This window comes from Micromonospora sp. CPCC 205561 (assembly GCF_036906775.1).
Lineage (GTDB): Bacteria > Actinomycetota > Actinomycetes > Mycobacteriales > Micromonosporaceae > Micromonospora.
This window is the reverse complement of the sequence record NZ_JBAKHV010000001.1, coordinates 185,354-199,058: the sequence shown is the minus strand read 5'-3', so window position 1 is coordinate 199,058 and position 13,705 is coordinate 185,354. Positions and strand designations below refer to the sequence as shown.

The following is a 13,705-nucleotide window of genomic DNA, read 5'->3' as shown; positions in this document are numbered from 1 at the left end:
GCTACAACGACACGCCGGTCAGCACCATGACGCGCGGCTCCGTGTAGTCCTCCATGGCGCTGCGCAGGCCCTCGCGCCCGACACCGCTGCCCTTCACCCCGCCGTACGGCATCTGGTCGGCCCGATAGGACGGCACGTCGCCGACGACCACGCCACCCACCTCCAGGGCGCGGTGCGCCGCGAAGGCCGTGTCGAGGCGGTGGGTGAAGACGCCGGCCTGCAACCCGTACGCCGAGTCGTTGACGGCGGCGAACGCGGCCCGGTCGTGCTCGACGCGGGCGACCACGAGCACCGGTCCGAAGACCTCCTCGGCGCAGACCCTGGCGTCCGCCGGCACCCCCGAGAGCACGGTCGGCGGATAGGTCGCGCCCTCGCGCCGGCCGCCCACCTCGATGGTGCCGCCGGCGGTGACGGCCTCGTCCACCCACGACTCGACGCGGCGCGCGGCGGCCTCGGAGATCAGCGGCCCGACGTCGGTGAGCGGGTCCGACGGGTCGCCGGCGCGCAGCTCCTGCACGGCCGCGACCAGCCGGGGCAGGAACGCGTCGTAGAGCCATTCGTGCACGTAGACCCGCTGCACGGCGATGCACGACTGCCCGGCCTGGTAGTTGGAGAACGTCGCGACGCGGTGCGCGGCGAAGGTCAGGTCCTCGTCGGTGTTCCAGTCCTCGCAGATCACGGCGGCGGCGTTGCCGCCCAGTTCCAGGGTCACGTGCTTGTCGGGCACGGAGCGCCGGATCGCCGCGCCGACGGGCCCGGAGCCGGTGAACGACACCAGCGGCAGCCGGGGGTCGGCCACCAGTTCGGCGGCGCGCTCGTTCGGCAGCGGCAGCACCGAGAACATCCCCCGTGGCAGGTCGGTCTCCGCGAGCAGCTCGCCCAGCAGCAGCGCCGACAGCGGGGTGGCGGGGGCGGGCTTGACGACGATCGGGGCGCCGACCGCGATGGCCGGGGCGACCTTGTGGGCGACGAGGTTCAGCGGGAAGTTGAACGGCGTGATGCCGAGCACCGGCCCCCTCGGCACCCGCCGGACCAGGGCGATCCGCCCGGTGGCGGCCGGGTCGGTGTCGAGGCGTTGCAGCTCCCCCGAGAAGCGCCGGGCCTCCTCGGCCGCCCAGCGGAAGGTGGAGACCGCGCGGCCCACCTCGGCGCGGGCCCACTTCAGCGGTTTGCCGTTCTCGGCGGTGATCAGCCGCGCGCCCTCCTCGGCCCGCTCGGCGAGCCGGCGGGACACGTGGTCCAGGGCCGCCGCGCGGGCGTGCGCGGGCAGGGCCGCGGCCTCCGCGGCCACCCCGGCGGCTGCCGCGACGGCCGCTTCGACCTGGTCGGCGGTGGCGAGGGTGGTACGACCGACGGCCCGCCCGTCGTACGGGTGCCGGACGGTCAGCTCCCCCTCGCCGTGGTCGGGACGGGAGGCGACGTAGAAGGCTGCGGACTCCACACCGACCAGCCTAGACGACTCGCTGTCCACGGAAACAGTGGCTCCAGGCCTTGTCTGCCGCGAATTCGGTAGCGAAGATGGCATACAGAATGCGATAACCGCCGCCGACGCATTTATCGGAGTGAACCCGCCATGAGTGACCAGCAACAGCTGCGCAACTTCGTCAACGGCGAGCACGCCGAGCCGACCGACGGCGGGTACGCCGACTTGATCGACCCCTGCACCGGCGAGGTCTTCGCGCGGGCGCCGGTCTCCGGGGCCGCCGACGTCGACGCCGCGATGCGGGCCGCCGCCACGGCCTTCGACGGTTGGCGCGACGCGACCCCGGCCGAGCGGCAGCGGGCGTTGCTCCGCCTCGCCGACGCGGTCGAGTCCCGGGCGTCCGAGCTGGTCGACGCCGAGGTGCGCAACACGGGCAAGCCGCGCCAGCTCACCGCCGAGGAGGAACTGCCCCCGACGGTCGACCAGCTCCGCTTCTTCGCCGGGGCGGCCCGGATGCTGGAGGGCCGGTCGGCCGGCGAGTACCTGGCCGGGCACACCTCGTACGTGCGGCGCGAGCCGATCGGCGTCTGCGCCCAGGTCACCCCCTGGAACTACCCGCTGATGATGGCGGTCTGGAAGATCGCCCCGGCGCTGGCCGCCGGCAACACGGTGGTACTCAAGCCCTCCGACACCACGCCGGTGTCGACGCTGCTGCTGGCCGAGATGGCGGCGGAGTTCCTCCCGCCGGGGGTGTTCAACGTGGTCTGCGGCGACCGGGACACCGGTCGTACGCTCGTGTCGCACCCGACCCCGCAGCTCGTCTCGATCACCGGCTCGACCCGGGCGGGCATGGAGGTGGCCGCCGCGGCGGCCCCGGACCTGAAGCGGACCCACCTGGAGCTGGGCGGCAAGGCCCCGGTGGTGATCTTCGACGACGCGGACGTCGAGGCGGCGGCGGAGGCCGTCGCGCTCGGCGGCTACTTCAACGCCGGGCAGGACTGCACGGCGGCGACCCGGGTGCTCGCCGGCCCCGGCATCCACGACGACTTCGTGGCGGCGCTGGCCGAGCACGCCCGCGCCACCAGGACCGGCGCGCCGGACGACGCGGACGTGGCCTACGGCCCGTTGAACAACGCCGACCAGCTCGCCCGGGTCGCCGGCTTCGTCGACCGGCTCGGCGACCACGCCGACGTCCGCACCGGCGGTACGCGGCTCGGCGAACGCGGCTACTTCTACGCCCCGACGGTGGTCAGCGGGCTGCGCCAGGCCGACGAGATCATCCAGGACGAGGTGTTCGGGCCGGTGATCACCGTCCAGCGGTACGCCGACGAGGACGAGGCGGTGCGCTGGGCCAACGGGGTCGACTACGGCCTGGCCGCGTCGGTGTGGACCAGGGACCACGGTCGGGCGATGCGGATGACCCGCCGGCTCGACTTCGGCTGCGTCTGGGTGAACACCCACATCCCGTTCGTCTCCGAGATGCCGCACGGCGGCTTCAAGCACTCCGGCCACGGCAAGGACCTGTCGGTCTACAGCCTGGAGGACTACACCCGGGTCAAGCACGTCATGCACAACATCGAAAGCTGACGTCCCGTGAGGCGCGAGGAGTGAGCCGGGTCCGCGAGCCCCGCAACCGCGAACGAAAGGTGGACCCCCGTGAGCGCGAGGAGTGAGTTGGGCCCGCGAGCCCCGCAACCGCGGACGGAAGGTGGGCCCTCGCCGAGCGTGGAGTTGCACCAGCGGCGGCGGGCGGCCGTCGCCCGGGGCGTCGGCAGCGTCGTCGCGTCCTACGTGGACCGGGCGTCGGGCGGCACCGTCGTGGACGTCGACGGACGGGAGTGGATCGACTTCGCCGCCGGCATCGCGGTGACCAACGTCGGCAGCTCCGCGCCGAGGGTGGTGGAGGCGGTCCGTGCCCAGGTCGAGCGCTTCACCCACACCTGCTTCATGGTCGCGCCCTACGAGTCCTACGTGGCGGTCTGCGAGCAGCTCAACGCGTTGGCCCCGGGCAACTTCGAGAAGCGCTCGGCGCTGTTCAACTCGGGTGCCGAGGCGGTGGAGAACGCGGTGAAGATCGCCCGGCACGCGACGGGTTCCCCGGCGGTGGTGGTCTTCGACCACGCGTACCACGGGCGGACCAACCTGACCATGGCGTTGACCGCGAAGAACATGCCGTACAAGCATCGCTTCGGGCCGTTCGCCGGGGAGGTCTACCGGGTGCCGGTGTCGTATCCGCTGCGCGACGGGGGGCTCTCCGGCGCCGAGGCGGCGGCGCGGGCGATCGACACGGTGGAGAAGCAGGTTGGCGCGGAGAACGTGGCCGCGCTGCTGATCGAGCCCATCCAGGGCGAGGGCGGTTTCGTGGTACCCGCGCCGGGGTTCCTGCCGGCGCTGCGCGAGTGGGCGACGGCGACCGGGGTGGTCTTCGTCGCCGACGAGATCCAGACCGGGTTCTGCCGCACGGGCGACTGGTTCGCCTGCGAGCACGAGGGCGTCGAGCCCGACCTGGTGACGCTGGCCAAGGGGATCGCCGGGGGCCTGCCGCTGGCCGCCGTGACCGGCCGCGCCGACCTGATGGACGCCGTGCACTCCGGCGGCCTCGGCGGCACGTACGGGGGCAACCCCGTCGCGTGCGCCGCCGCACTCGCGTCGATCGAGACGATGCGGGAGCTGGACCTGGCGGGCGCGGCCCGGCGGATCGGCGCGTACCTGGCCGGGCGCCTGCGGGCGATCGCCGGGCGCGACCCGCGGGTCGCCGAGGTACGGGGCCGGGGCGCGATGCTCGCCGTGGAGCTGGTGCGGCCCGGCACGCTCGAACCCGATCCGGTCGCCACGACGACGATCGCGGCGGCCTGCCGCGCCGCCGGCCTGCTCGTCCTGACCTGCGGCACGTACGGCAACGTGCTGCGCCTCCTGCCGCCACTGGTGATCTCCGACGCCGAGTTGCACCGGGGCGCGGACGTCCTGGAGGCGTCCTTCCGCGGCTGACCCGTGCGGCTCATGGCGTCGTCGACGCCTGGAGAAGTTCTGCGTGGTTCGCTGCGGCCCACCGCGCCAGTTGTGCGAGCGGGCCGTTGGCGAACGATTCGCCCAGCGGCGACAGCTGGTAGACGGCGCCGCGGCTTCCCGGCACCCGTCCGTGGCTGTCCTGCCGGACGACCAGTCCCCGCGCTCGTAGCCGGCGGAGCGCCTGCGTCAGGACCTTGTCGCTGATGCCTGCGATGTGTTCGAACAGGTCGTTGCGTCTCGTCGGCCCGGCGCGCAGGGCTGACAGGACCACCGGGTCCCAGGTGTGGGTGATGAGTTCGACCGCCGCGCGGACATGACAGTCCGACACGAATGTCTGGCAGCTGCCGTCGATCATCCTTCCAGTGTCACGTCGAACTCCTACCGGATGGTAGGAGCCGGCTTCCTAGCGTTCTTCGGGTCGTCCCAGAGCTGAAGGAGATCATGGTGAACGTAGGAATCCTGGGCACGGGCAACCTCGCCACAGCGCTCGGCCGGGCGTGGGCGGGAGCTGGCCACGTGATCGTGCTGACGGGCCGCGACCCGGAGAACGCCAGTCGGGCCGCCACCGAGGTCGGCGGCACGGCTCAGGCCGTCGCTCCCGCCGACTTCGCAGCCCGGGTCGAGGTGGTCGTGGTCGCGGTCGCCTGGGAGGGCCTGGCGGAGGCACTTTCTCTCGTCGGTGGGGCTGATGGCGCCCTGAGCGGCATGACGGTGATCGACTGCACCAACGCCGTCGAATTCGCCACCGGGCGACTGAAGCCGACGTCTGGTTCGGCGGCTGAGCTTGTCGCTCGCGTTGCGCGGGGCGCCCACGTGGTCAAGGCCTTCCACCTGTTCGCCGGGGCGTCCTGGCCCTACGCCGGACCGCGCGACTCCGCGCCGGTCGTGGCGATCTGCGGCGACCAGCCCGAGGCGCTCGAACGCGCCGGCGCGTTGACCGGGGATCTCGGCGCACGGACCGCGGTGGTCGGCGACCTGTCCAGCGCACGCCAACTGGAGGAGGCCGCGGGATTCGTCATGCGTGTCGTGGCGGCGGGGTACAACCCCAGGCTCGCCGTCCCTGACGTGGACCCGGCGTCGCCGAGCGCGTGATCGGCACGACCAGCCGACCGACGGTCCCCTCGACGAGGCCATGACCCGACGCCACGCCCGTCGCCCCGTCGCCCCGTCGCCCCGTCGCCCCGTCGCCCCGTCGCCCGCGATCTTGCACTTCCCGCCCAGCCAGGGATCGTTTTGGGCGGATTGCCGGGGCCACAAGTGCAAGATCGCAGGAGCGGGGAGCCGGGGGCGGGGAGCGGGGAGCCGGGGGCGGGGAGCGGGGGGTGGGGGGTGGGGGGTGGGGGGTGGGGGGGGTCAGGAGAGGGCGGCTTGGAGGGTGGCCACTATGTGGGCGGGGCGGTGGTAGAGGTCCCGGTCGGTGAAGTAGCGCATCCGCCAGCCGTTGGCGTCGAGCCAGTTCATCCGCTCGCGGTCGTACCGGAGCTGGTCACGATCCAGGTGCGACACCCCGTCGTACTCGACGCCGATCCTGCGGCTCCGGTAGCCCAGGTCCAACCGGTAGCGGGGACTGCCGTCCCGGTCGTGCACCCACACCTGCGGCTCGGGCACCGGCAGCCGCCCGTCGATCAGGGTCAACCGCAGCTGGCTCTCCTGCCGGCACTCCGCCCGTCCGTCCGCCAGCGGTACGAGCTCGCGCGCTTGTCGTACACCGCGCAGTGCCCGGTGAGCCGACACCTCCGTGACCAGTTCGTCGTGCGTCACCGCGCCCGCCCGTAGGGCCGCGTCGAGCACGGGCAGGGCGTCCAGTCGCCGGACGGTACGCGCCAGGTCGACGACGCATCGGGCAGCGGGCACGCAGGGCAGGCCACGGACGACGACGGGGTGAGCGGGGAGCACCGAATGGTGCACGGCCAGCCCGGGAAGGCGGGGCTTGGGCACCGTCGCGGGCAACTGGACGTGGACCAGGGCTTCCGGCAGCACGCCGAAGCCGTACCGGCGAGCCGCGCTCTGCCGGGTCAGGACGGCCTCCGGGGGCAGGCAGAGCATGAGCGCGCGCAGTTCGTCCTCGTCGCCGTAGGACTGGTCGGCGTAGACACCTCTACGCACCCGGAGCAGCTCCGCCCTGCCGACCCGGGTCCGGATCCGCTTCGCGGTCAGCCCTCGCATCAGCTCGTTGACACGCCACAGCTGAGTAGACATGCGCCCAGCATCGAAACTTCGCCGCCGGACGGCGGCCCCCGCACCCCGCCCTGTGGACAACCCCGCCCCCTGTGCACAACCCCCCGCCTTCCCGCCCCCCGTGCTAGCCCCGCCCCCGAGCTCCGCGATCTTGCCCTTTCGGCCCTGGCGGAGTGAGGAATGCCCGATATCCCCGGGCGGAAAGTGCAAGATCGCCGCGCAGAGAGGGCGGGGGCGGGGGGGGCGGGGAGCGGGAGGTGGGGGGGGTGGGGTGTGGGGGGTGGGGTTAGCGGTCTTGGAGGTGCCAGGGGGTGCCGTAGGCAATGAGGAGGTCGAGGAAGGGGCGCGGGGGGAGGGCCTCGGGGCCGAGTACGCCGGTGCCGGACCACGCGCCCCCGGCCAGCAGCTCGAGGGCGACGACCGGGTTCACCGCCGTCTGCCACACGACGGCCTGGTGGCCGTACTCGCGCATGGACCACTCGTTGTCGACGACGTGGTAGAGGTAGACCTTCCGGGGCCGGCCGTCGACGCCGGTGCCGGTCACGTACGTGCCGGCGCAGGTCCGGCCGCGCATCCGGTCGCCCAGGGTCGCCGGGTCGGGCAGGCAGGCGGCCACGACGTCCCGGGGCGACACGGACACGTCGCCGACCTGCACTGGGGCCACCGAGTCCAGGCCCAGCTTGCGTAGCGTCCTGAGCACCTCGATGAACTCGTTGCCGAGGCCGTACTTGAAGGTGACCCGCCGGGCCCGGACCCAGCGCGGGATGAGCAGCACCTCCTCGTGCTCGACGTTCACGCACTCGACCGGGCCGATCCCCGCCGGGAAGTCGAAGACCTCCGGCTCGGAGAACGGCGGGGTGGTGAACCAGCCGCGCCCCGCCTCCCAGACCACCGGCGGGTTCAGGCACTCCTCGATGGTGGTCCAGATCGAGAAGGACGGCGCGAAGGCGTAGCCGTCGACGGTCAGGTCGGCGCCGTCGCGTACCCCGATCTCGTCTATCTCGGCGAAGAGTTCGTCGGCGGCGTAGCGGGCGAAGACGTCCGACAGCCCTGGCTCGACGCCGATGCCGCAGAGCGCGAGCCGGCCGGCCGCCGACCACCGGTCGGCGACGGCGAACTGGTCGTCGCCGAGCTTTACGCCGGTCTCCGCGTAGGGCCGGGTCGGGTGCGGGTGGGACAGCGACATCGCCATGTCGAGGTAGTCGGCGCCGGCCGCGAACGCCCCGTCGAAGATCGGCATGACGAAGCGCGGGTCCACCGCGTTCAGCACGTGGGTGATCCCGTGCGCGCGGCAGAGCGCGGCGACCGCGTCGGCCGAACCGGCGTCGACGGTGCCGGCGACGAAGCGGTCACCGTGGCCGGCCACCGCCCGGACCGCGCGCTCGGGGTCGTGGTCCGCCACGACCATCAGCTCGAAGAAGGAGCGGCGGGCGGCGATGGCGACGGCGGCGGAACCGACGCCACCGGCCCCGACGAGCAGGATCCGCATCACGAGTCAAACCCCAAACCAAGACGGTCGAGCGTACGGAGCCAGAGGTTGCGCCGGCCCGCACGCGCGTCGGCGCGGGCCATGGACCAGCGGGTGACGTTGATGCCGGTGGCTCGCAGCGATGACGCCGCCCCAGCGGTGGCTGAACCGCACGTCGGCGAGCTGCGGGAAGGTGGTGAAGAAGTGCGCGGCGAGGGCGGTGAAGGTGGCCGGGCGCTGCGCCAGCTCCGGGGCGACCCGGTTGCCGTAGTGGTAGACGGCGTCGTAGCCGCCGAAGAGGATCCGCCCGTCGCCGGTGATCCGGTAGTAGTGGAACTGGTTGCCCGTGTCGGCCAGCCCCTGCCGGTTGCGCCAGCCGACGGCTTCGCGCTGCCCGGCGGTGAGCGGCTCGGTCGTCAGGGCGTAGTCGTAGACGGGCACCGCGTACGCCCACAGCCGGCGCAGCAGCGGCGGGAACGCGTTGGTGGCGAGCACCACCCGCCGCGCCCGCACCCGGCCGGGAGCGCCCCGCCCCCGGGGGTCGCCGCGCCCTCCCCGACCACCGACCAGGGGTGGCAGCGGGTCGGGGCGCTCGGGGCGGTCCAGCCAGTACGGCACGGGGGCCGCGTCGGCGAGCGCAGGTCCGGTGGGCGGGGGCGTCACGAGGCCCGCTTCGTCCGCCGCCCCCGCAGGCTGCCCGCCAGCACCAGCAGCAGCGCGATCACGAACATCGCGGTGCCGATGACGTTGACCTGCGGCGGGATGCCCCGCTGGGCGGCGCCCCAGACGTACATCGGGAACGTGACGGTGGTGCCGGCGTTGAAGTTCGTGACGATGAAGTCGTCGAAGGACAGCGAGAACGCCAGCAGCGCGGCGGCCACGACGCCGGGCAGCACCAGGGGCAGCGTGATCCGCCGGAAGGTCTGCCACTCGCTGGCGTACAGGTCCATCGCGGCCTCCTCCAGGCGCGCGTCCATTCCGGTGAGCCGCGCCTTCACCGTGACCACCACGAAGGACACGCAGAACATCACGTGCGCCACGACGACGGTCCAGAAGCCCTGCGGCACCCCGGCGGAGACGAAGAGGGCCAGCAGCGAGGTGCCCATCACCAGCTCGGGGGTGGCCATCGGCAGGAAGATCAGCACGTTGGTCGCGGAGCGCCCGCGGAACCGGTGCCGCACCAGCGCGAAGGCCATCATGGTGCCGAGCACCGTGGCGAGCACGGTCGCGACGAAGCCGATCTGGACGCTGCGCAGCACCGCGTCGCACATGTCGGAGGTGGCGCACGGGTTGCGCCAGTTGTCGAGGGTGAACTCGTTGAAGTCGTACGAGAGGCGGCTGGAGGGCCGGTTGAAGGAGAGCGCGGCGACCACGGCGATCGGCAGGAAGAGGTAGCCGAGCACCAGCAGCGCCACCCCCATCACCCAGCGGTCGGCCAACCATCGTCCGAAGCGGTGTCCCATCTCTCAGCGCCGCCCTTCGTTCGCGACCGCGGGGCTCCGCTGCGCTGCGCCCCTCGCGCTCACCCGAGCACCTCCTCCGGGCCCGTCCGGCGCAGGTAGCCGAAGACCGCCGCGAGGATCGCCGCCATCAGCAGGAACGACAGGGCCGCGCCCTGCGGGTAGTCCAGCCGGACCAGGAACGCCGAGTCGATGACGTTGCCGATCATGTACTCGTTGGGGGTGCCGAGCAGTTCGGCGTTGATGTAGTCGCCGCTGGCCGGGATGAAGAACAGCAGCGTGCCGGCGACCAGACCGGGCATGGAGAGCGGCAGGGTCACCCTGCGGAACGCCCCGAGCGGGCCGGCGTGGAGGTCGGCGGCGGCCTCCAGCAGCCGGGGGTCCAGCCGCTCCAGGCTCGCGTACAGCGGCAGCACCAGGAAGGGCAGGAAGTTGTACGTCAGGCCGAGCACCACCGCGACGGGGGTGGCCAGCAGGCGGCCGTCGGGGTCGAGCAGGTGCGCGGCGCGCAGCAGCCCGACGAGCCAACCGTTGTCCGACAGGATCGTCTTCCACGCCAGCGTGCGCACCAGGAAGCTGGTGAACATCGGCGCGACCACGCAGACCAGCAGCAGGTTCTTCCACCGGCCGGCCTTCTGCGCGATCGCGTACGCCAACGGGTAGCCCGTCAGCAGCGCCAGCACCAGCGCGGCGCCGGCGTAGCCGAAGGAGCGCAAGAACTGCGGCCAGTACGCGGCGAGGGCATCGGGATAGTTGCCGAACGCCCAGGTCATCGCGTAGCCGGTGGCGAGCGAGCCGGCGGGGTCGTAGAGGCTCGCGGCGGCGAGCTGGAGCAGCGGCACCGCGAAGAAGAGGAGCAGCCAGGCCGCCGCGGGCAGCAGCAGCAGGTACGGCAGCAGCCGGTGCCGCCCGGGCGGACGGGGCGCCGCGGGTGCCGCGTCCCCGGGCCCGCTGGGGAGGCGCGCCAGGGCGCTCACGAGGGTGCGCCCACCGGCTGGTCCCGCGTCGGCGTGCTCCGGGCGGGCCCGCCGGCCTCGCGGGGCAGCAGGAAGGCGTGCCTCGGGTCCCAGTACGCCGCCGCCTGCGTGCCCACCGGCAACGCGGCGGCGGCCCCGTTGTTGGCCACGAAGACCGACAGCTCCCCGCCCCAGGCCGTTCGCAGCAGGTACTGCGTGCTCACCCCCACGTAGGCGGCGTCGGTGAGCACCCCGGTGACGTGCTGACAGCCGGCGGGGACCCGGTCGACGGAGTCGACCAGGTGCGTCTTCTCGGGGCGTACGCCCAGGTGGACCGGCCCTCGCGCGACCCGGGCGCGGCCGGCGGGCACCCAGAAGCGACTGCCGTGTGCCGAGACCGCCACGCCGTCGCCGCCCCCACCGGCGGCCTCGCCGTCGATCAGGTTGGACTGGCCGAGGAAGCTCGCCACGAACGCCGTGGCCGGGTACTCGTAGAGGTCGGCGGGGGTGCCGAGCTGCTCGATCCGCCCCTTGTCCAGCACCGCCACGGTGTCGGCCATCGTCATGGCCTCCTCCTGGTCGTGGGTGACGTGCACGAAGGTGATGCCGACCTCGGTCTGGATCCGCTTCAGCTCGACCTGCATCCGCCGGCGCAGCTTCAGGTCCAGCGCGCCGAGCGGCTCGTCGAGCAGCAGCACCTGCGGGCGGTTGACCAGCGCGCGGGCCAGGGCGACCCGCTGCTGCTGCCCGCCGGAGAGCTGGTCGGGACGGCGACGGCCGTGGTCGTCGAGCTGCACCAGCGCGAGCATGTTCATGACCTCGTCGTCGACGGAGCGGATCCCGCGCCGGCGCAGGCCGAACGCCACGTTCTCGAAGACGTCCAGGTGCGGGAAGAGCGCGTAGCTCTGGAAGACGGTGTTCACCGGCCGCCGGTACGGCCGCAGCCGGGTGACGTCCCGCTCGCCGAGCAGCACCCGCCCGGCGGTCGGCTCCTCCAGGCCGGCGATCATCCGCAGTGTGGTGGTCTTGCCGCAGCCGGACGCGCCGAGCAGGGCGAAGAACGAGCCCTGCGGGACGGTCAGACTGAGGTCGTCCACCGCGGTGACGGCGCCGAACCGCTTGGTGAGGTTGTCCAGCCGCAGGTCGCCGGCCGGAATCCCGCGTCCCGCAGTCGTCCCACCCATCCCCTTCACGCCCCGATGACCTGCTGGAACTTGCCCTCGTACTCGCGTTCCCGCTTCTCGTCGAGGGCCATGAAGACGGCGGACCTCGCGAGCATGGCGTCGTCGGGGAAGATCAGCGGGTTGGCGGCCAGCGCCGGGTCGATCTTCTCCATCTCGGCCCGGGCGCCCCGAACCGGGCAGATGTAGTTGACGAACGCGGCGAGCCGGGCCGCGACCGCCGGCTCGTAGTAGTAGTTGACGAGCTGCTCGGCGTTGCCCTTGTGGGTGGCCTTGTTCGGCACCACCACGTTGTCCGACCAGATCATCGCCCCGGATTCCGGCACCACGAACTTGACCTTGTCGTCGGAGAAGCCGAGCTGGATAACGTCGCCGGACCAGCCGATGCACGCGGCGATGTCGCCCTTGGCGAGGTCGGGCGCGTAGTCGTTGCCGGTGAAGCGGCGGAGCTGGCCGGAGTCGACGGCCCTCTTGAGCTTGGCCAGCGCGTCGTCGAACTGGGCTGCGGTGAAGTTGGCCGGGTCGTGGCCGTTCGACTGGAGCAGCAGGCCCATGGTGTCGCGCATCTCCGATAGCGCGGTCACCCTGCCCTTGAGGTCGGGACGGGTGAGCAGCTCGTCGACCGTCCGGAGCTCCCTGGTCACCCGGCCGTTGTAGGCGAGGCCGGCCAGCCCGGACTGCCACGGGATCGCCAGCTGGTTCTCCGTGTCGAAGGAGCGCCCGCGCAGCGAGGGCAGCAGGTTGGCCTCGACGTTGGGCAGCTTCGACCTGTCGAGCTTCTGGACCCAGCCGAGCCGGATCATCCGCGCCGCCATCCAGTCGGTGAGGACCATGATGTCCCGCCCGGTCGACTGGCACCCGGCGAGCTGGTTCCGCACCTTGCCGAAGAACTCGTTGTTGTCGTTGACGTCCTCGGTGTAGGCGACCTTGATGCCGCTGCGGGCCACGAACGCGTCGAGGGTCGGCCGCTTGGACGCGTCGGACTCGGCCACGTCCATGTACTGCGGCCAGTTGGAGAACGTCAGCGTCTTCTCGGCGGCGGAGAGGTCCTCGCTGACGCACCCGGTCTCCGTCTGGGTGGCCGCCCTGGTGCCGCAGCCCGCCAGCGCCCCGCCGGCGGCCAGCAGCGCGGTCGAGCCCACGGTGCCGGCCAGCAGTCCCCGCCGGGTCAGGGGCCGAGAGGGAGCTCGCATGTGACGACTCCTTGAGGTCATCGACGGCGAGCGGGACGGGGGCGGCGCGCCGGCGGGAGGTCAGGTGCGGTGACGACTGATCGTGACATGAGAGGACCTCGCTTACAAGGGATTCCGTTGCGTCAATAGCCATCCACCACGAATTACGCCAGACCGCGCGCGAGGACTAGGCTCAGCCCGCGAACGAACGTGGGGAGCGGTCGATGACGAACCGGCAGCACGACAGCGGCACCGGCGGGCGACGGGTGACCGTCCGCGGGGGCGCCAGCCATGCCCTGCTCGACGACGTGGCCAAGCAGATCATCGAGCAGCTCCAGGAGGACGGCCGACGCCCGTACGCGACCATCGGCAAGGCGGTCGGGCTCTCGGAGGCGGCCGTGCGCCAGCGGGTGCAGCGGCTGCTCGACACGGGCGTGATGCAGATCGTCGCGGTGACCGACCCGCTCCAACTCGGCTTCTCCCGCCAGGCCATGATCGGGCTGCGCACCGACGGCGACCTGGAGGCCGTGGCCGACCGCCTCGCCGAGCTGGACGAGGTCGACTACGTGGTGATCACCGCCGGCTCGTTCGACCTGCTGACCGAGGTGGTCTGCCGCAACGACGACCACCTGCTGGAGATCCTGCAACGGCTGCGGGCGGTCGACGGCGTGCTCTCCACCGAGGCGTTCGTCTACCTCAAGCTGCGCAAGCAGACGTACACCTGGGGCACCGCCTGACCGGTCGGCACGGGCGCGGCGGCCGGCGCGCTCCGGCCGGGGCCGCGTCGCCGCCGAGCGCCACCACCACCTCCCGCCCCTTTGGAGCTGATGTCGTAAACGACTCAACCGGCCGGGGGCC

The 13,705-nt window shown here is 72.5% G+C and carries 12 protein-coding genes and 1 pseudogene; 4 read left to right on the top strand and 9 right to left on the bottom strand.

Going from position 1 to position 13,705, the window contains the following annotated elements; all coding sequences use genetic code 11:
* Position 1: 1 nt before the first annotated feature.
* Entirely contained in the window at positions 2 to 1,441 is a 1,440-nt protein-coding gene (locus tag V6V16_RS00885; RefSeq protein ID WP_334558533.1) for an aldehyde dehydrogenase family protein, read from the bottom strand.
* 132 nt (positions 1,442 to 1,573) lie between these two features.
* Between V6V16_RS00885 and V6V16_RS00880 the strand changes: the two genes are divergently transcribed.
* Both V6V16_RS00880 and gabT read left to right on the top strand, forming a co-directional pair.
* On the top strand, positions 1,574 to 3,010 hold the full coding sequence (locus tag V6V16_RS00880) for a gamma-aminobutyraldehyde dehydrogenase (RefSeq protein ID WP_334558532.1): 1,437 nt from the start codon (positions 1,574 to 1,576) through the stop codon (positions 3,008 to 3,010).
* A gap of 138 nt (positions 3,011 to 3,148) precedes the next feature.
* Positions 3,149 to 4,411 carry a 4-aminobutyrate--2-oxoglutarate transaminase gene (gene gabT / locus V6V16_RS00875; protein ID WP_334558531.1) on the top strand — a complete coding sequence of 421 codons (1,263 nt, stop codon included), beginning with the start codon at positions 3,149 to 3,151 and terminating at the stop codon, positions 4,409 to 4,411.
* 10 nt (positions 4,412 to 4,421) lie between these two features.
* Here the strand turns inward: gabT and V6V16_RS00870 are convergent, their stop codons facing one another.
* Positions 4,422 to 4,787 carry a winged helix-turn-helix transcriptional regulator gene (locus V6V16_RS00870; protein WP_334558530.1) on the bottom strand — a complete coding sequence of 122 codons (366 nt, stop codon included), beginning with the start codon at positions 4,785 to 4,787 and terminating at the stop codon, positions 4,422 to 4,424.
* Here V6V16_RS00870 and V6V16_RS00865 point away from each other — a divergent pair.
* Complete coding sequence (locus V6V16_RS00865; protein WP_334558529.1) at positions 4,763 to 5,524, top strand: NADPH-dependent F420 reductase; 762 nt, start codon at positions 4,763 to 4,765, stop codon at positions 5,522 to 5,524. The genes V6V16_RS00870 and V6V16_RS00865 overlap by 25 nt on opposite strands.
* Before the next feature lie 261 nt (positions 5,525 to 5,785).
* On the opposite strand, the gene V6V16_RS00860 is transcribed toward V6V16_RS00865, so the two are convergent.
* The 7 genes and pseudogenes from V6V16_RS00860 to V6V16_RS00830 form a co-directional block, all read right to left on the bottom strand.
* A complete protein-coding gene (locus V6V16_RS00860; RefSeq protein ID WP_334558528.1) occupies positions 5,786 to 6,631 on the bottom strand; it encodes a DUF559 domain-containing protein in 846 nt (281 codons plus the stop codon).
* Positions 6,632 to 6,896: 265 nt separating this feature from the next.
* On the bottom strand, positions 6,897 to 8,099 hold the full coding sequence (locus V6V16_RS00855) for a saccharopine dehydrogenase family protein (protein ID WP_334558526.1): 1,203 nt from the start codon (positions 8,097 to 8,099) through the stop codon (positions 6,897 to 6,899).
* Positions 8,099 to 8,603: pseudogene (locus V6V16_RS00850) on the bottom strand (NAD(P)/FAD-dependent oxidoreductase); the annotation flags it as partial. The gene V6V16_RS00855 and the pseudogene V6V16_RS00850, both read right to left, overlap by 1 nt.
* Positions 8,604 to 8,737: 134 nt before the next feature.
* Positions 8,738 to 9,541: an ABC transporter permease gene (locus V6V16_RS00845; protein WP_334558524.1), complete on the bottom strand. Its 804-nt coding sequence runs from the start codon at positions 9,539 to 9,541 to the stop codon at positions 8,738 to 8,740.
* Between the two features lie 59 nt (positions 9,542 to 9,600).
* Positions 9,601 to 10,515 carry an ABC transporter permease gene (locus V6V16_RS00840; RefSeq protein ID WP_334558523.1) on the bottom strand — a complete coding sequence of 305 codons (915 nt, stop codon included), beginning with the start codon at positions 10,513 to 10,515 and terminating at the stop codon, positions 9,601 to 9,603.
* Entirely contained in the window at positions 10,512 to 11,678 is a 1,167-nt protein-coding gene (locus tag V6V16_RS00835) for an ABC transporter ATP-binding protein (RefSeq protein WP_334558521.1), read from the bottom strand. Before V6V16_RS00835 ends, V6V16_RS00840 begins: the two co-directional genes overlap by 4 nt.
* Positions 11,679 to 11,683: 5 nt before the next feature.
* Positions 11,684 to 12,868, bottom strand: a complete 1,185-nt coding sequence (locus V6V16_RS00830) for a polyamine ABC transporter substrate-binding protein (protein WP_334558520.1) — start codon at positions 12,866 to 12,868, stop codon at positions 11,684 to 11,686.
* Positions 12,869 to 13,071: 203 nt separating this feature from the next.
* Here V6V16_RS00830 and V6V16_RS00825 point away from each other — a divergent pair, with 203 nt between their 5' ends.
* Positions 13,072 to 13,584: an Lrp/AsnC family transcriptional regulator gene (locus V6V16_RS00825; RefSeq protein WP_334558519.1), complete on the top strand. Its 513-nt coding sequence runs from the start codon at positions 13,072 to 13,074 to the stop codon at positions 13,582 to 13,584.
* The last annotated feature ends 121 nt before the right edge of the window (positions 13,585 to 13,705 follow it).

Excerpts from the sequence above, each read along its gene's own strand:
- V6V16_RS00845 (WP_334558524.1), bottom strand. The coding sequence starts at position 9,541 with ATGGGACACCGCTTCGGACGATGGTTGGCCGACCGCTGGGTGATGGGG.
- V6V16_RS00865 (WP_334558529.1), top strand. The coding sequence starts at position 4,763 with ATGTCTGGCAGCTGCCGTCGATCATCCTTCCAGTGTCACGTCGAACTC.
- V6V16_RS00870 (WP_334558530.1), bottom strand. The coding sequence starts at position 4,787 with ATGATCGACGGCAGCTGCCAGACATTCGTGTCGGACTGTCATGTCCGC.
- V6V16_RS00830 (WP_334558520.1), bottom strand. The coding sequence starts at position 12,868 with ATGCGAGCTCCCTCTCGGCCCCTGACCCGGCGGGGACTGCTGGCCGGC.
- V6V16_RS00855 (WP_334558526.1), bottom strand. The coding sequence starts at position 8,099 with ATGCGGATCCTGCTCGTCGGGGCCGGTGGCGTCGGTTCCGCCGCCGTC.
- V6V16_RS00860 (WP_334558528.1), bottom strand. The coding sequence starts at position 6,631 with ATGTCTACTCAGCTGTGGCGTGTCAACGAGCTGATGCGAGGGCTGACC.
- V6V16_RS00835 (WP_334558521.1), bottom strand. The coding sequence starts at position 11,678 with ATGGGTGGGACGACTGCGGGACGCGGGATTCCGGCCGGCGACCTGCGG.
- V6V16_RS00880 (WP_334558532.1), top strand. The coding sequence starts at position 1,574 with ATGAGTGACCAGCAACAGCTGCGCAACTTCGTCAACGGCGAGCACGCC.
- V6V16_RS00825 (WP_334558519.1), top strand. The coding sequence starts at position 13,072 with ATGACGAACCGGCAGCACGACAGCGGCACCGGCGGGCGACGGGTGACC.